General features: G+C 52.9%; 12 protein-coding genes. 1 reads left to right on the top strand and 11 read right to left on the bottom strand.

What is annotated here, in order from left to right; translation table 11 throughout:
• Positions 1-578 precede the first annotated feature (578 nt).
• The 5 genes from EAH74_RS28205 to EAH74_RS28180 all read right to left on the bottom strand — a co-directional run bounded on the left by EAH74_RS28205 (position 579) and on the right by EAH74_RS28180 (position 8747).
• Positions 579-2315 (bottom strand): GTPase, encoded by a 1737-nt coding sequence (locus EAH74_RS28205; RefSeq protein WP_161600344.1) that lies wholly within the window; start codon positions 2313-2315, stop codon positions 579-581.
• Positions 2308-6168, bottom strand: a complete 3861-nt coding sequence (locus EAH74_RS28200; protein WP_140683033.1) for a GTPase — start codon at positions 6166-6168, stop codon at positions 2308-2310. The genes EAH74_RS28205 and EAH74_RS28200 overlap by 8 nt, the downstream gene beginning before the upstream one ends.
• Positions 6169-6577: 409 nt before the next feature.
• Positions 6578-7234 carry a helix-turn-helix transcriptional regulator gene (locus EAH74_RS33495; protein ID WP_240050578.1) on the bottom strand — a complete coding sequence of 219 codons (657 nt, stop codon included), beginning with the start codon at positions 7232-7234 and terminating at the stop codon, positions 6578-6580.
• 206 nt (positions 7235-7440) lie between these two features.
• Positions 7441-8208, bottom strand: coding sequence for an NACHT domain-containing protein (locus EAH74_RS34015; protein WP_430539803.1), 768 nt, complete (start codon positions 8206-8208; stop codon positions 7441-7443).
• A 206-nt stretch (positions 8209-8414) separates the two neighbouring features.
• Positions 8415-8747 carry a hypothetical protein gene (locus EAH74_RS28180; protein WP_140683027.1) on the bottom strand — a complete coding sequence of 111 codons (333 nt, stop codon included), beginning with the start codon at positions 8745-8747 and terminating at the stop codon, positions 8415-8417.
• 649 nt (positions 8748-9396) lie between these two features.
• On the opposite strand from EAH74_RS28180, the gene EAH74_RS28170 reads away from it, so the two are divergent.
• Positions 9397-9861: a helix-turn-helix domain-containing protein gene (locus EAH74_RS28170; protein ID WP_140683025.1), complete on the top strand. Its 465-nt coding sequence runs from the start codon at positions 9397-9399 to the stop codon at positions 9859-9861.
• Between the two features lie 177 nt (positions 9862-10038).
• Here the strand turns inward: EAH74_RS28170 and EAH74_RS28165 are convergent, their stop codons facing one another.
• The 6 genes from EAH74_RS28165 to EAH74_RS28140 form a co-directional block, all read right to left on the bottom strand.
• Positions 10039-10302 (bottom strand): hypothetical protein, encoded by a 264-nt coding sequence (locus EAH74_RS28165; RefSeq protein WP_240050577.1) that lies wholly within the window; start codon positions 10300-10302, stop codon positions 10039-10041.
• Entirely contained in the window at positions 10295-10810 is a 516-nt protein-coding gene (locus EAH74_RS33490) for a hypothetical protein (RefSeq protein ID WP_240050576.1), read from the bottom strand. The genes EAH74_RS28165 and EAH74_RS33490 overlap by 8 nt, the downstream gene beginning before the upstream one ends.
• 912 nt (positions 10811-11722) lie before the next feature.
• The gene (locus tag EAH74_RS28155) at positions 11723-13675 is read right to left on the bottom strand and encodes a TniQ family protein (RefSeq protein ID WP_140683022.1); all 1953 of its coding nucleotides are present in this window, start codon (positions 13673-13675) and stop codon (positions 11723-11725) included.
• A gap of 151 nt (positions 13676-13826) precedes the next feature.
• Positions 13827-14759 (bottom strand): TniB family NTP-binding protein, encoded by a 933-nt coding sequence (locus EAH74_RS28150; RefSeq protein ID WP_161600343.1) that lies wholly within the window; start codon positions 14757-14759, stop codon positions 13827-13829.
• A 29-nt stretch (positions 14760-14788) separates the two neighbouring features.
• On the bottom strand, positions 14789-16690 hold the full coding sequence (locus EAH74_RS28145) for a transposase family protein (RefSeq protein WP_140683016.1): 1902 nt from the start codon (positions 16688-16690) through the stop codon (positions 14789-14791).
• 9 nt (positions 16691-16699) lie between these two features.
• Positions 16700-17251: a hypothetical protein gene (locus EAH74_RS28140; RefSeq protein WP_140683013.1), complete on the bottom strand. Its 552-nt coding sequence runs from the start codon at positions 17249-17251 to the stop codon at positions 16700-16702.
• Positions 17252-17327 lie beyond the last annotated feature (76 nt).

The raw sequence follows: 17327 nt of genomic DNA, 5'->3' as shown, positions 1-17327 counted from the left end.
CAAAACAGAATTTTCGCAGGCCCTGCACTGAGTAAGTCGTCGTTGGGGGGGGGAGATCACCAGCAGTTGCAGCTAAACGTAATGACCTTTCAGAAAATGGCGTTCCCCGACCAAATCTGCTGATTTGCTTTGTCAGCGAATGAGCAAGGTGGGTTGAAGGTCGAACGTCGCCACATACCGCCGTTGAAATCTACCCGGTCGGATCGAGTGCTCTATTTGGTTGGAGTGACGCAGCAGGGATCCAAGTTGTAGCGAGACGTTTTCGACGTCGCGAATGGAGATGTTTCGACCAGGGGCACGCAGCAGCTAGGCTCCTATTACCAAAGTGACGGTCGCCGCCCACTTAACGAAGCTGGGTAAGCGAAGAAGAATAAAGGACTGTTCGCTTCATCGAGGCCGACTCATCTGGTGTCTCTGCCCTCTGCAGGATAGTGCGCTAGCTCACCAAAACTACAGAAGTGCAGGGGCATTCTCAACGCTATGCCGCGTTACCATCCAGCGCCACACAATCTGAGCACGAACGATCAGGGGTTTAGGCCCGGATCGGCTGGTGCGTTGCGCATACGACGATGTTGGGGTCAGTCGAGCAAAGCTGTTAGCCCTGTCAGAAAGGTTTCAGCCTGTAGGCGCTGATCCAGCACTTCCTGCTTAGCTTCGACGCACTCCTGCTGACGTGCCAGCAATTGTTGATCCAAGGCGCGGCTTGAATCCGTGTAAAAGCGCAAAGCCTGCTCCCGAATAACACCTATATTCTTATCAAGCTGTCTTTGGAGCGACTCGCGCTTTTGGATTCCCGCTTCAATCTGCTGTTGACTTAAATGCTGCTGCAGCAGGTCAGTGCCTACAGACGCCAGTTCTGTGACAAGCGGAGCCAATGCAGTAATCGCCGAAGTCCAGCGCACGTAGCTGCTGGCCTTTTCCATTGCCTCCTTTGACTTAAAGATTTTGGCGATTGCGTCCTTCAATTCGTCCCCGGTCAAACCGACAAGCTCCCCGAGCTTGACACGCGCCTCCTCGATCGACATTCCAATGTCAGACTCAGCTAACTTTTTTACAGACTGGCCGAGCACAGGAAGGAAACCGAACAAGCGCTTGCTGTGCTGGGAGAAAGACCCCGACTCAGCCTCGTCTTTATTGGAAGCCTGGGCCGCAAACCCCTCCTTATTTAACAGGCTGCCGATGTCCAACCGGCTATTGGACTCACGGATTTCAAGTTCTATTTCCTGCGCCAGTCTCTGCAGTGTTGAGGTGCTGTCCGTCGCCCACAGCCCGATAGTTTCAGCAAGCGTAGCCTCCAATTGCTCCAACACCCTGTGTATGTCCTCCATATCTGCCTGTGCGGTGGGGCGAAGCGCTTCTTCGATGCGGCCTCTCAAGTCCATCTCAGCGTGGGCCGCTTGGCTTTGTAGCCTTTGGCTAAACAACGCGTACCGTTGCGAGTCATTGTCAAACCGCTCTGCTTGCAACTTCAGAACACCCGACTGGGCCCGCACCGCCTCTTCCAGCTCTGCGGCTATCGAATACACAAAACGCAGTCCCGAGAGCTCGCGTAAGCGTGGCTTGTCTTTTTCCAAGCTATGGAGCGTCGTTTCAAGAGCGGCAATTCCGTCCCAGTCCCGGCCAATGTCATACATGCTTCTATCTGGATCAGACATGTTGCCAACCATTTGATACGGGTCGGCCACGACGCAATGAACCACCGCAACGTTTTTTGCCAAGTCATCCTTGGAGAGCATACTGGCAAGCTCTTGCAGCTTTTTCTCAACCTGGCCTGCATAGCCATCCGGACTGTCGCCGGGATCCACCCCTGCTTCGTCCATGCGGGAGATGACAGCAACGGTCACGCCTTTCAGCGCGGTAGCTGGCAGTTTCGGGTGAAAGAACCTACCACTGATCAGTGAGACATAATCAGACTGGCCAGAAGTAACGAGTTGCGGTGGCATTACCCAGATGTAGGCGTCAGCAAGCTGCAGTGTCTTGCGGGTTATCGTGTCATGCTCAGCGTTACCGCTTCCCAAGCCAGGCGTATCGATAAAGGTGATGGAACCCGCGCGGGTTTCTGCACTTTCGAACGTTTCACGTCGAGCACTGATCACAACCCAATCAGGCACCGGGCTACCGGAATCGACCAACAACCGCTTCAACAAGCTACTTTTGCCAGCATCGTAAGCACCGAAGATGACGAATCGGGCGGTAGGTATCTCGGCAATCGTCAGCCACTGGTCGCGGTACTTCGCCACCACATCCGTGGACGGGACGTAACTCAGTAGGTGTTGCCAGATTCGGTCGATCAGGTGTGCTGTCGAGTTACTCAAGTTCGTCTCCATTCTTACCTAAAAGTATCAAGCCCCTGCTGCATAGGCTTCGATACACATCAACACGTTCTGAAGTCGTTTCATACTGCTGGCTGAGTATCAGAATATCGCGCCCCAACGCCTCGTCGCACTCTCGGAACCTGCCGACAAGCTCATCCTTTCCTCTTATGAGCCCTGGAGCGTCGTCTGTACCCTCGGTCAAGATTTCAATCAACTGATCCGAGGATTTATCCAGCGAATCGGCCAGTGCTTTCCGGGCGGATTCGCGCTCTGCGACTCGCTTCTCGTCCACAAAAATGAAGGCGAAGTCCACCACAACTCCGATCACTGCAATCACCGCCCCCGCTTTGGCGAAGGTTTTGGCCAGCTTTACTGCGCCCCATGGTCGGAACTTGAAACCAAGCGATTTGCCAATGCTGTAAACGACATCCCGGGTAGCGCCGCCAAATGAACGTCCGACTTTATCGAAGATCTCAAACGCCCACCCCTTACCTTTGGCATCGTTAATTTTTTCGCCTCTAGGCTGTTCGCGTTTGAAGGCATGCCGAAAAGTGACAGATTCTATCCGACGAGAAATACGTTCATTCGATAAATGCTGCCATCGCTCCAGATCCTTACTGAACATTGTCTGCCAGTCGATAATATCCGCTTCAAGCTCCGGGTCGCTCCACCAGTTATGTAGGTGTTCCGCTTTTGCTTTCAGCTTGACTGGATCACGCTCCGAAAGCATCGATTGCTTAAGCGCGTTCGCCTTGTTGTGCACAAGAGATCGGAGCCTGAACCGATAATTCTCACCAAGCCGATCGCCTTGGTCGATGCATTCCAGGATGAGCAGCTTGAGTTGTTCGAGCTCTGTAGTTTGCCTGCGCATCTGTTCCAGCTCAGATCGCAACACCAGTATTTGTTGCCACAGCCGATGGATGCCTCCGTGCAGGATCGAATGGGCTATGCCCGACACCGACAAACCTTGTCGCAATGCACGAAGCTCCACCATAAAAGGCGTGAAACCATCCCAGTTTCGATAGGGATCAAAAGCTGACGCGTCTGCGTCACTGCGGTCGCCGACGAGCCCATAGGGATCGCTCGACATGAAAAATATCTGCCTTTCATCAACATTGACAGAACGCGACGCCAGCGCCTGTCGCAGTTCTACACCTTTGCGTTCTACCAATTTCAGATAGACGTCAGGAGAAAGCTCCGGGTCGACCCCCAGTTCGTCTGAGCGGTTGACAATGAAGTACGTGCTGTCTCGTTTATCAACGATTCCCTTGCCGTAGTCGCCAGAAATGACCGTACGCAACGGTGAATCATCTCCCACTATCAGGTTGGGTTGCAGGAGGAAAATGACGATGCTGGCGTCAGCCAACGCGGCCCAAGCTTCTTGAGTATGCACGTGGTGGCTGCTTTGGAAGCCAGGACTGTCAATAAGGTCGACACCGTCAATGTCGTACGTGTGCGAAACATCCGTCAATGGCTTGCCGGCCACCTTGAGCGTATCCGGCACTGGGAGGCCAGCATCTAGCAGCAGCCGCTTGATGAAGCTGGATTTGCCGGTGTTGTAGTCGCCTATAACATGAATGCGCGGCCTGCCTGACCGCGAGTAATCCACGAGGGTTTTCAGAACGTCTTCGTCTCCTGGGTAACGCGCACAAGCTTGCTGCACATCATTGAGCCACGCCAGGGAGTCCGGAAGTGTGAGATCGCGGGTAAATCGACTAAGGAAGCCGCGCATGCCCAGAAACAGCTTCTCGAATACGTTGAGTTCGTAAGTTCTGGCTCTTCCAGCGATTGAGCCTCCCTGAGTCAGCGTCAGGCCGTGCGGATCCTCAATCCAATCCTCACCTAACCAGTAAAGCGCGCCAGCATTAGGACGTTTGCTGAACATCTCCCGCTCGCGATTTTGGGCGATCTCCCATACCAGCAGCTGTGCGTTGCGTGAGACATCAAGAGAGCCAGATTGCTCGTTAATGGTCTCTATGACTGTCGCGCATCTCTGCGCGACCAGGCGCAACGAAAGCGCGTTACGAACAGCTGGAAACAACAGATCGCGTGTAGCACTCAGTAGGACGAGCTCCGATTGTGCAAGCACCTCTTCCCTTACACCACTATATGCCTTGTATATGAGCTGATGCAGCTCGGCCGTGGCCCCCCGCCTTCCTTCCAGATGCTCACGCTCTGCCTGATCTCGCGCCTTCTGCCCTCCCCAACCGAAGAAGCTAGCGGCGACAGCGCCAGCAAGACCTATGGCCGCCGCTGCACCAGCTGCCCACCCGAAAGGATTCCAGGCGTTGATGGCAGCGAAGCTTCCTAATGCGCCAATTACACCGGCCAGTACACCGCCCCCCTTTATCGCCCAGGCGCTGTACTTCCAACCACTGCCCGCATCACCATCGATCGTGCATCCTTGAAGCCGAATATCCATTTCCAGCTTGGCATCACTGAGTGTCAGTCGCGCTTTAGCTTGAAGAAACCGCAAGCCGCGCACCAGCACGGACTGCGCTTGCTCGATAATTTCTTTTTCATCGAAACACTCTGCCCTGACGTCTTCCGAAGACAGCTTTTTACGACGTTCGAATGCAACGCGGACAATGCGATCGGCTTTACTGAGCGAAGCGTGACATAGGTTGCCCAACGTGGTGCCGAGCATTAGTGAGATTTGCTGAGCGTATTCCCCCTCCTGCGACGCCTGGAACCTTCCGCCTCTGATCTGTTCAAGTTCAGTCAACAAGTCCACGTCATCAACTGCCAGAGTTTTTCTTCTATCCGAATCATCTAATGCTGGATAGCCCACGAGCGCCAGCATCGGTTCAAGCATGTTCCTCTCTAGTGACTCGGCACCCAGAATGGACTCATGCCTGATTTCATCGATAGCACGCCTCAAACTGCTAAAAACACCCCTTAGCTGGTCATTCAGGGAGCCAAGCCGAATATCAACCGCCGCATCGGTGATCACCGACACCAACAGGTCTTCGAGACGCGGATAATTAGACCATTGCTCCAGACTGTCACAGCTGTACAGATTCCTCTGTTTGGTCAGGCTTTCAAGATCAGGGCCTTCAAATGGCATTGTCGCCCGAGCGAAGACAGCACGCTTGGAGCTGACCGCAACAACCGGTACGTCATTCACGCCGAGGCGCGACAATTCATCTCGGATATTGGTCGCATGCTCGCTGACTGCTCGTGAAAGATTACCGCGGGCCATTGGTGCGGACACGCGGCCCGGCATTCTCCACATAGCGTTTCGCGGGTTGAGTACCGCGATTACTGGTTTGCGATACTCGCTGACCCACGCGGCAAACTTGGCAAACTCATCTGCCTGCTGGCTTTGGCTGTCAAAGCAGACCAGAACAAAATCGGCGACCTCGACTGCCTTACGGGCCCGCTCTTCAAGATCTTTGCGCGCGTTATTCCGTCCCCACCCGTTGATGCCCGGCGTGTCGTAGATCAAGCATGCATTCCAGGCGAGTGGTTGAACGTCCGTTGTCCAGTCACTTTCACCTTGGGAAACAATTGATCCGTTACCTCGCGTGAATGCTGTGATCAGCGAGCTCTTTCCCGCCCCCGTACGACCAAAAAGCACGATATTGAACGTGCTCAGTGCATTTCGTTGGCGCTCAACGAGATTCAGGATCAATCCACGCTTTTCGTTCAGAATGTCAGCTAACGTCTGGGCTACGTCGCCTTCAGCGTCCGGTACTCGCTGGGAGAGCGCAAAGTCTGCCGTCTTACTCATCTGGGCCAATACAGAGGCAACACGCCTGCTGAGCTTGCTCACCTCGTCCTGGCTTTTCGCGACCGCATCTGCGGTCGCCTTGGATAATGCGTCTTCCAAGGCCTCATTTGGTTTGCTCATGGCAATACCTCCGCCTTCAATGCGCAGAAAGAACTGAGTGCGGATTTGATAGGGTTAAGCTGGGAATAATTTATTCGGTGCGGAAATTGAACGCGGCCGGAGATACACCGGGCAGTACAAGCCATACACTCACTTCCTTGTCGAAATGCGCTTAAGCCCAAGAGGCTAACGAGGTAATTGGCAGAATGATAGCGTCTACCCCAGGCTGCGGGATAGCCGGAGATAGTCTCATTCGCGAGTCAGCGAGCACTCAAACCTTCGCGTTCGGCGCAATGAATCCCTACCGTTACCCCAGGTTTCGGATCTTCAGGGATGACCCGCTCAGGGGCTGATGTGGGATTACTAGTTTATTCACTGAGGCTGGCCAAGATACAAAATCGAGTGGTCGCTACGGCCACCGGTTGCTGCCTCAATCGCTGAGGAGGAACCAGGGCACCCGATCCGGAAAGATTAGCGACGCGCAAAGAGCGCCGATTCTCGTTGCAGGATGGCGCAGCGATGTGTCGTTTTCCATTTGCGGGATGCACGCAGTCTTCCAACGCTCAGCAACATCTGCCACCGTCCAGACCTTGTGGCCGATTTGGAAAACATGGTTTATCCCATTAGGAACGAATGGCTGGCTGAACTCTAGGTAGCTTTGCGGGATGAAGATATTAAGATGCACGTGATCGAGACTCGCCAGGTTGTAGTCCAATTCTTCTTCCAGCGAATGTCGCTCACTTATTAGAAAGACAAGCGCTAGTGTCACAGAAGGCGAGTTGCAAAAGGGTTTCAAAGCAGCCGAGTCCTTATCAGCGCGTGCCTTGAGATACGTGCCCCCTTTCAGAGAAGTGATACTCACCACGCGGGCTGCGTGAGAAGCCCTTAACATCTTGGCGGTATCCGCCGTCATCGGGATACCCGAACTGTCATAGAAATTTCGAACAACGCTTTTGCGAGGTGCTCGCTGGCCTTGCTCGTAAGACCTCCAGGTACGCTCACTCACCCCGGCGCACTCTGCGGCTCTGAACCTGGACATTGAATGCGCGATTCGGGAATTCATAAGGGCTGCGGCAAATGGGGACATAGCAATGCTCCTTTTCTGATCAATCAGCGTAAGGGTTTGCCAAATTTGATAACAGCTGGCACAGAGTGTCACTGGACTTCAAGCCCGTAGGAAGCTGACATCCGCCCGCCCAATGGGTATAGCGGACGCAAGTCGTTCAATGCAAACGTGCACGCAAATCCCCACGATAGCAATATGCAATAGGGCGTCGCTCGCATGTAAATTAATTAAGACGTAAAAGACTCCAAGACTCGTTTGCGAATAACGTCAAATTCTTCCGGGTCAGGCCCTGGCATCCCAACCACCTCTCCAAAACTCCCAGGCAATGGCTCTATGGTTCTGGAGGTTAAGATCCATGCAATCTTGGGATATTTATCACTTAACTCAGAGTGTTCTGCTCTGAGCTGGGATCCCCCGTCGAATAGCTCGTCATACCCATCGAAAACCACACTCACTATCCCCGATGAAAGTAGCTTCCTAAACGTTCGCGATGAACACCGAGAGGCTTTAAAAACATGCTCATACAATGTTTGATAAAGACTCCTATCGTACTTCCATCGTGCGAGAGGCAAAACCACGACTACGCGCCCAGTAGCTTGGGCCTGCAAGTAACGCCTCGACGAGTCTGAAGCGTAGAGCTGTGCCCATGTCGTCTTGCCAGTCCCTGCTGAACCTCTGAGCAGAAAACCATGCTGCGCACGACGTTCTAATTCGTCAAACCCTGGCAGTCTGATTACGTGGCCCAGATTCGGCTCCAGTGAGGCCACTAGAGATCTACAGTATCGAAAAGCGGCCCTATGACTCGGCAGCAGGGCCGTCCCGACTCGAAATACACCTACAGTTGGCAGGCGCGACAGCGAAGAGATCTCACTTGATCTCAGCTTGCGGTCAACGAATATCAGAATGACTACGCTGCCTATCAAACCTGAGCCGAGATTGAGCAGCAACCCTGCCCAGTCCGGAGTTTTCTGTAAGAAAAACCCCGTTGATATCATCCCGCCGGCAATGAGGGTCAATGCGAGATAGAGTAGAAGGGAAGGATGTTGATCTTGAACGACAGCGATTTCAGCGTCCCGTTGCTTGGGCAAGGGCTGTGAAGACATACCTTAATAACCTTATATAAAAATTTACGGGGCGGATTGCAGCCACATCGCACTATGACCACTGAAGATCCATCGGTACGGTACGCCGGATGAATCCACTACATAGACTTGACCGACACCACCTCGACATATCGGTATTTCTTCTTGGCCGCTTTCACTGCTTCCTGCTCTGCCAACAGCTTGCTGAGCGTGTCGGCCTCGTGGATCAGCTCAAACGTTTTGCCTTCAAACTCATTGCCTACGCGCAGGGTTACCTGCAGCCTGGGTGTGAAAGCCTTCGCTACCTTCTTCTTTGCCACAGGCGGCGCTAGCTTCACGAATACCACTTGTGGAACCGATTCCTGCTCCGGTGGTTCAGCCCCTGTTGGTGAAGGCTCAGTGTCGCCGAAAAGCGCGCTGCGCATCTCTTCTTCAGTTAGATCTGGGTTCACACAATATCTCGAGGGAAGCTCTACTCAGTTCGGTAGAGTTTACTAGGGTTGCTAACCGCTGTTATCCCCGATTGTCCAAAGAGCTTTGGTGGACTCATACCGTCCGCATAGCCGAGGTGGATAAGGAAAGGAGCCGCGGCAGGCCGGGGCGATCGATACCTAAGGTCAGTGCCAGCGGGCGACGGAATGGGTCGCCCAGTTCTCGTGCGAACGGTGTGCTACGACATAGACACCTTCGGCTGCGATGATGAGCTCGTACTCCTCTACCCAGGTTCGGTCTTCGATGATGCCGGTCTGAAAAGGAGATCCGTCGCGCAAGCCTCCGCTTTGATCGCAAAACGACAGGCCGGTCACCCTACCCTGTTGCTCCAACGCACATGGTAACTAATCCGTAACACCTTCCGGAAACAAGCCGACACAGCTTGCTCGATCGCTTTGGGCCGCTTACTAAATCCCGTTTTCGATATTGATATTGATATCTAGCAGAGAGATGTCACCAAGCCATCGAATTGCACTCAGCTCTCTCAATCTCCCGCCAGAAAGGGGCTGCCTTGTGCGTACCACCTAGTAACTCATTGCCTACTATATGCGTTAGTGTGTTACGGCACGACATCGCTACATCCTCGCATTTTGAGAAATGCTTGCGCCGATGAAGGTGCCTTTCGCCGCGATACTTCGCGCGCTGCGATCTCAGAAAGGGTTGACCCAAGAGTCAATTCCCGAAGGGAGCAATCGTCAGTACCTGCGTCAACTCGAACATGAAAAGTCGAGCCCAACCTTTAACAAGCTGCAGGATTTGTCGGAGGCGTTCGGCGTCAGCACCGTCGTCCTCATCGGAGCGGCCACTGCGGTCAAAGAAGACCTGACAGTCGATGGACTGATAGCAAAATTTACCGCACAGATGAAGGCTTTAGAAGCCGAAGGCATCTTGGCTGCTGCCCGCGCTGAATTGAGCGGTGAGTTGCTCACCAGCCCCGCCGGCCGCGTGATCGACCCTGCCTTGAGGGCGTCGATTCAGGAATGCAAAGCTCAGGGGCAGACTCAGGCACAGACATGCCAAAATCTGGGTGTGAACAAAATGACAGTAAGCAGATATTGGCGCGATCCTGACTGACGTCCTCAGCGCGCTGAGTGTGCCGATGATTGGGGGCTTGAGTTCATCCACCAGCCAAGAGCATTTTTGGTTTTCGGTCAATGAGGCCGCGGGAGATGTCAGGACTCAGGCGAAGTCAGCATTGCCGGGATCTTTGCCAGGACGGAGGCAGCGGCGCTTGGAGTTCGCAGGCTGGACTCACTGGCGCACGGCACGCTTGCCACGCTTATGCGTCTTGGCTGGTTTACTAAATCTAGAGTCACCAAGTTGCAGCGCGCGACCAGGATCTATCAGCGCCATTATTTCAAGTGAGCTGAAATCATATTCCCCGGCCAAGTTATCTAACTCAGCCAAAAAACGTGCAACCTTAACAACTTCAGGATCACGCAGAAGCGGCGCAATCGCCTCATACTCCATTGTTATTCTATTGCTGAGCTCGATAAACTCTTCCACGCTAGTCATGAGACTTTTCTCCGACCTTAGATTCATTATCTTCCACATCAGTCGCCAGATTGAGATCATGCTCAGCACTGCGACCGTTAAGGGAATAAAATCCACTCTCCTGAGTCGAATTTTGATCTGACTTTGAATACAGCTCAGAGTTAGACTCTGATTTAGCGGAACACCCAGTTGAAGACTTATTTGGCATGCCATCTACATCTTCTGGCGATGGATCATGTCTTGGCTCCAGGCGCTGCATCATTTCCAGAAGTGCTTTATTGGTTCTCGCGTTCAGCTCCCCTGCGCCGCCACTCGCTTGCTGAGCTGACCCCTCATACCGAGACATCAGCAGATCAAACACCTGTGTCATGCTATATCCATGCCGCTCGGTCAGGTCTTCAAGCTTATGGTAAAACTCTACGTCCAGCTTGTAATCGAGCTCTTCCTGCTGCTTCTTGAGGTTGCGCAACGCCTGCTCAAGCTCAAACTCCTTGAGCCTGTATTCGACAAGCGTATGCGTTCTGACCATCAATGACTCCGGCTTCGCGAGAGGATTCGAAAGACGACATACCCAGTATAATAGCCTTCGACCTTGAGAAAAACCTTTATCGAAAGTCGACAAATCACGATGCAATCCTGTGGATTTTCAAATGGTTATGCTTTGAGGAGCCTGCCTGCATTACCTTCTGTCGGAATGGCAAACCACAAGGCATAGACGTCATTTCCGGGAACATGAGTTTTTTTCAACATAGATTCACCGCCGTTCCGACTGTTACTCAATAAGAAATAATCCCCCCGCCCCCTGTCTCAAGAGGTGGCCCTAGTCCCTCACACCAGCCAATGTCAATTGATTGATAAATACCACATCTAAAGAAATCTGGTACGGCTGGATCAGTCTAATCTCCCTGCCGCTAGTCTTGCCCGATAGACGCCAATATACGGATATCGTGGGAACAGTGCTGCGCAGCGATGGCTGTGGAGTACCAAGGATATCAGCGTCTTGCAGCCTGCTTGGCATGTCGATTGTAGTCGAAGTCAAACATGAGCAAGCCGAACCTGGCGCAGGATGGGTCAGAGTCTGACACTCTCAATATCACCCTAAAACGACGTCATCCTTGGTCTGGGCACGCGTGCTGGAAAACTGCTGCTTGGTTCATGGTAGCGGCATACTTTCAGGTCTGTGAGAGCAAGCTTCTCACTGTGCCAGGTTCACGGCGGGTGCCAGGTACAATGCCAAGGCGACTCACTGCCAGATGAACTGTGATCGCTTCAGTGATTTCAAAGGTCGTGCGATTGGCTTCGCGAGCGAGGTGGTCAAAGAATGAATTGAAGCCGATCTGGGCTGGCGCCATCTCTCAAACCTTTACAGTCGATGATGTCCAAGTTGAGTTAGCACGCCATTGCCTGCGCGTTAATACCTGCGCTTGCGCCGACGTTTAATTTAAAGGGCCCAAGCGATGCTCTCAAAGTCTCGTTCGCTAAACCTAGTTCTTGCCAAGGCCAAGTAACACTTTTTCTGCCGTTTATTAAGTGCAAGCAAACCTAATAACCCTACCTCGTCGAGGGAAACCGGGAAAGGAATGGAGTACGGTCGAGTAGTGTCTCTTATGAACTGCGCGTCGGCTGAGTCAATCACGTTGAATGCTATTCCTAGCATCCAGTAGGCAACTGCGACATCACGAGGCCGCGATGAGTCTGGCATAAGTTGAGCTGACAATTTACCTTGCTGGCGTTTTGTCGCGGATATTGGCTTTGATGTACGGAAGAAAAAGTATGATCGGGCAAAACCTTGAGCGCCAGTCTCGCTTGAGTCTTGGAGCCAGCATGCCAGCAAGAACTCTGCGGCATCTGCGGAAGGCGAAGTCGTAGCCGACAGCCCTTCGAACCAAGATTGGACTTTGGCCGTCAATGCAACAAGACGATCGCTGTCCTTCTCCGCCTGATTTGAGGATGAGTGCTGAAGGGGGAATTTCGTCGTGAGCCTGGAGGCTGGGCTGTCGATGTACTCCGCGTAAGCTCGCCACGCCTTGTCCAAGAGCGTGAAGCCCGACGTACCGACTCTCTCAAGCATCACGGGCGTATCGTGCCGCAAACATACACACCGTCGCGCCTGTCGCCATTCAAGGCGCCAGGCCGGGCTCACGCCCGCCGCAAGATCGGATGTGAAGCACCCAGGACAGTAATTGAGAGCCTGCTGGTAGGGGATCATGTCAGCCACGGCCGTTCTGAACTGCTCGGATATGTAGAGTCGATCTGCCACGCTCAGCGATCTCAGCAGCTCAAGATTGCCGAATTGCATGTCAGGGTCGGTTCCGCCCTTACTGCAGAATTGAATGAGCTCTTCAACCAGCATGCACTCAGAGCTGTGCGTCACCACCATGCTGAGTCTCGCTACCCAGGAGGAGAAAGACTCGTTGTCCATGGCTGGAAAGGAATGCCGCAGATCCGTCGAAAATGGCTCCGATGCGATGACAGGTGTCTGTTTACCGCTTCCTGTATGACCTACTGCCTGACCACGATCGCGGGAAACCGATTCCTCTTCCTCATAGGCCTCGACCCACATGGTGGAGATTTCAGACGCAACCTCGGCCACGTAATGATGTAGGTACGCTTCGTGGTGTTCTTGGTGTTCTTGGTGTTTGGTTGACGTCTCGGTTGAGAGATCAGCGATCTGCTGCATCAGTGTCGTTACTGCTTGTCCTACCTTCCCTTTCGACATTGCATGCACGGCAGCAACATCTATCTCATCTATACGTTCTAGCGGGCACGGCGGCTGGACACGTAAAGCCAGACTTGTGATGAAGTGAACGAACCGCTCGTCAGCGGGCATCGGCAGCAGCTGCAACGTTCTGCTTTCGATATTGGCATCTCTCAACGCAACCTTCATCCATTTAGCCGTATAAGGGACACCCAAGAGCACGAATCCGGCCTCGGGGTTACCTCGAATCAGCTCGACAATAGCCGCAGCATTGGTCGATTCATCGACCTCATCGCTCCCGTAATTCTCTAGGTCGTGAACAATGAAGGCGTCGTAATGCCGGGCTTCCAATACAGCTCGCTGCAAGCGATGCAGGGTGGCCGAGGTCGACCCAGCCCTTTTGCTGATTTCGTGAATCTGGAGCGAGACGTCCAGATTGGATTTGAAGCGGCCAGGATCACGGACAGAGACCTTGTCCATCAGTAGAACCCGTTGCCCTCGTTCCCGAAGTCTGAAGTTGAGCTGCCTAGCAAAGGCCGTGGCTCCGCAACCAGGCTCTGCAAGGACCATCATCACTTCGGGTCGACCAAGAGGCGCCGGCTCACGCTGGCGGGTCAAGAACTCAAGGCAGTCATTGAGCGCCTCTTGATTGCCAGATTTATCAGACCAAAATTCAAGGGTGTCGTGTCTGACCAAAAATTGAGTTCTCCTGAAGCTTGTTAGGGCTCTTGTGGACGCTTTATGAGCCCACCACACCTGCTGGACTAGTAAGTTCGGTCAGTCGCGAGCAGAACTCCTGCTGAATTCTCTCAGGACAGCTTGATTACGGTGCCGATGTGGGTTCATATCAGGGTTCGGGAATAGTCTCTCGCGCCGGGACTTCCCGAATTTCCAGTTTTTTCAGAGCACCGGTCTTGCCCTGCATACTGTTCCAGGCGTGAAGAATGCTGTCGGCATTGATGTATTCCTGTTCACTCTCCACCGCCATACGGCAAGCCTCCCCCACGACATCTCTAACAGCGCGGCGGGAGCAGTATGTGATGTACGCTCCATCGACTAAGGCCGTTGTCTTAGTTTTTTCTTTCAAATTTTTCAGGAGCGTGTCATTCACGACTGATGGCTGCATCAGGGGCATGTAGTACAAATAGCCTCGAATGAACGACTCGCCCTCATAATCATTGTCCCATGGTGCAAGCGCGGCCACCCGGAGGTTGAATCGGGATTTCAGGGTGTCGTCCTCCCCATAGACCTTATTCAGCCCTCTAGGTGTCCCGCTCAGGATCACATTTAGCTGCCAGTCGGCGCCAGCAAAGCCTTTGATCGCGCCGTACTCTCGGTTTATCCGCTTCTCCGACAACGTCTGTTCTACCAGCGGGATCTCATCGATGAACACACCGCGCACGTTGTTTTCCCTGATCAGCCTCTGCGCCGTCGCTACGTCCCGGTACGATTGGTTAAGGGGTCTTTTGTAGAACCTAATACCAATCTCGGCCAGGAAGAGCTTCATGATGTTCAGATTTGCAATATTCTTGACGAGGTCGATGTAGATGACTTTTCCCGCCCACTTGGATTCCGGAATGGAGCTTTGCGTTTGCCACCGTTGACCCAATGAAGATTTTCCGAGACCAGGGAGCGCGACCAAGGACATGCCGGGATTAGAGGTGATGCGAGGCAAAGACAACAACCGTTGGACACTCTGTTCAGCAGCCATCGCCGTGGGGTGCAGCAGGAAAATCTCGCGCATGCACGCCAGCGCCCTCTCCTCGCGAGGCAATTCCAACAGTTGCTGAGTCCTTTCATTAAGGTGATTCATAGGTCATCGTCTCCCATCATCGGAGGGGCTGGGCCACGCTGCGGTTGAGCGCTACTGTCAGGTTTTTTGTCGCCGGCACTCTTTTTAGCGTTGTCGAGGCCTGTAGGGAGCAACGTAGACACCACACGCTCCCGCAGAGCAGCTGACTCTTCGAGCCTTCTCTGCTCGCCATCAGTAATCAGCGTCTTCATCAGATCTCGTTGATCATTAATCATACGCAGTCCGGCATCGGTTACTTCGCCCCGGGGCAGGCCAGACTTTCGCTTGATATTCCACTCCCACATTGTTTTTGGAACATAGAGTGGATGATCCTTGCCGATACCCTCATTGTTTTTTAGCTCTATTTCATGCCATTTATCTTCAAACTCAACCCAAGCACGGTGTAAATTGTTATGGTCAAGTTTGACCCGTACACGCGCACCAACCTGATTCCTGTATGGCCCAACCTTATAGAGCAGGCCTAGAGTTAATATCCCTTCACGCCGAACTCTTACATGGCGCTCATGCATGGCATCTATTCTAAACTGAAGAGGATCCTTCACAGTTCTTGGAGATTTTATTATCCCATCTTGGATTCCAAAACTTTTGATCCAAAGCTGGTTTGGTGTAAAGCCATCATCTCCGGGAGTTTCATGCCAAATGCAAATCTGAGTTATGATCAGTATAAATAAGTCAGTAACGCTATACGTCGCCATAGACTGGGGGTCTTCGCCGCGTGCAATCTTTCGATTGGAGGCTATCGCACCGTTTAACCTTTGCAAAAAAAGAGGATTGATCTTGCCTACTCCCCGCTCGACCTCCCCTCCACTTTGGGGGCGCATTCGGTTGTCAGGCTGCATACCGTGCTTAGCAAGGGCTGCCAGAACAGTTTTTGCATTTAAATCCCCCCCGCCATCGACACGATAAAGCTCACCTGCCCCGTACTGTATCCAGAAATACGTAACCGAAAGCCCAAACTCTGTAAGTAGATCGGCCTTAGGAGTTATGGCCATCAACATCGCATCAGCAAGTGTGTTTCTTGACGGATATCGATACGAAAGCGAAAACCCTAAAAATGACCGCGTATGATCATCCACAATTAACGTCAGATGGGGGCGACCGAGCCATTCTCCAGTTTCAGGATCTATGGCGTGACAGTCTATCGGGCTGTTATCTGCATGGACAATCTGCAAAGCGTGAGTGGTCAAAGTTCCATTATCGAAAGTATTAAACTTATCACGCGCAGCTTTCTCTCCTTTATTACTAGCGAGTGCTTGGCGAGCTGAAATCTGGTCGTATCGTCTCCGGATGGTCGCATCTGCCGGAGCTTTCTGATTACGTTCTAAACAGCGAGCGCGAACTCCATTTATGACAGCCTTTACTGTCCCACCTGGGCCAGTATGATCCTCGACGATGGCAGTAGCTATTATGTCCTCGATATCCTTTTCAAAACGGGTATCGCCTTTGCGTCGCCCTGGTTTACCAGGAATGAGAGATTCCCAGCTTGGCCACAGCCGGTATTTCGCTAGAAGCTCATTGAGAACTGTTAACTTAATGCCTAGCTTCGTCATTGCTTGTTGCTTATCTTCCGTCGTTACCTCTGCAGCTTCATGCAAGTGCCTGATGACTCGCTCTCTCGCCTTTGCCGCCAAGATCTGCTCAGGTGTGTAACGGGAGGCTGGTTTGGGTTCGCTGTCCTCTTTCGCACGCCGCTCTGCATCAGCCAGCGTCTCGACTCGCATACGATCTGTAGCCTCTGAATTGATTTTCTCCAGACTACCCCGTGGAGCGAGGAAAGGCGGTGTCAGTCTGTCTGAGGCCTGGACAATATAGCTGTCCGATGCGACGTCATATTCAGTAACCGTAAAGAGGCCACTGCGATCTTTGCTGAACACGGGCTCGCCGACTTTGAATTCCATCGGTTACTGCTACCGTTGCTTAAGTTTAATGCGGTATTTATCGCCTTGCAGCCGTTGCTCCAGTTCAGCGCGGAAGAGATGACCGCTGTAGACCCCCAATCGTGATCGCACAAAACCGAGCGACGGTCGCTTGAGGCCAAATAGGTCGCACCTTAGGCAGACATGTCTCCAGCAATCGGTGACGGAATATTTAGGATGGGAAAACCTCTTATATTCCTGTTGGATGACGTACGTAGTGATGGCAGGTAGCCGATAGCTGGCTTCAGCCAGGGACGTGATTTCGAGGTACTCATCCATAGAACCGCCCTCGCTCTGAGGCGAATCTGGAGCAAATATAGAGCTGGAGAGCTTCCGGGCTTTTTTTATTTCAACAGCCATGTGCTCTTCAAACGCGCCGGTGCCGTCAGGAATGACACTCACGCGCGAAGGGGGCAGCGTAAGCCGGAGACCATCCGAAAGCCTGCAGAGGCGAACTGCCTCGCGAGGCGGCTTATGGATGCTTGTGATGATCAGTAGATCTGGATGGATGTCCGAATTGGCGAAAGCCCCTACGTAGGTCATGGCTCGACTCCAAGGTAGCGACCGGTATGGTCGGAATGCAATCGGAGGAAAGAATAGACGTAGGTGGTCAGTAATG

Origin of the sequence: Pseudomonas mandelii, assembly GCF_006438925.1 — a bacterium.
Lineage (GTDB): Bacteria > Pseudomonadota > Gammaproteobacteria > Pseudomonadales > Pseudomonadaceae > Aquipseudomonas > Aquipseudomonas mandelii_C.
Note: the sequence above shows the minus strand (reverse complement) of the source record. Positions and strands in the feature narration are given on the sequence as shown.

Excerpts from the sequence above, each read along its gene's own strand:
- EAH74_RS28200 (WP_140683033.1), bottom strand. The coding sequence starts at position 6,168 with ATGAGCAAACCAAATGAGGCCTTGGAAGACGCATTATCCAAGGCGACC.
- EAH74_RS33495 (WP_240050578.1), bottom strand. The coding sequence starts at position 7,234 with ATGTCCCCATTTGCCGCAGCCCTTATGAATTCCCGAATCGCGCATTCA.
- EAH74_RS34015 (WP_430539803.1), bottom strand. The coding sequence starts at position 8,208 with ATGATATCAACGGGGTTTTTCTTACAGAAAACTCCGGACTGGGCAGGG.
- EAH74_RS28170 (WP_140683025.1), top strand. The coding sequence starts at position 9,397 with ATGAAGGTGCCTTTCGCCGCGATACTTCGCGCGCTGCGATCTCAGAAA.
- EAH74_RS28165 (WP_240050577.1), bottom strand. The coding sequence starts at position 10,302 with ATGACTAGCGTGGAAGAGTTTATCGAGCTCAGCAATAGAATAACAATG.
- EAH74_RS33490 (WP_240050576.1), bottom strand. The coding sequence starts at position 10,810 with ATGGTCAGAACGCATACGCTTGTCGAATACAGGCTCAAGGAGTTTGAG.
- EAH74_RS28145 (WP_140683016.1), bottom strand. The coding sequence starts at position 16,690 with ATGGAATTCAAAGTCGGCGAGCCCGTGTTCAGCAAAGATCGCAGTGGC.
- EAH74_RS28140 (WP_140683013.1), bottom strand. The coding sequence starts at position 17,251 with ATGACCTACGTAGGGGCTTTCGCCAATTCGGACATCCATCCAGATCTA.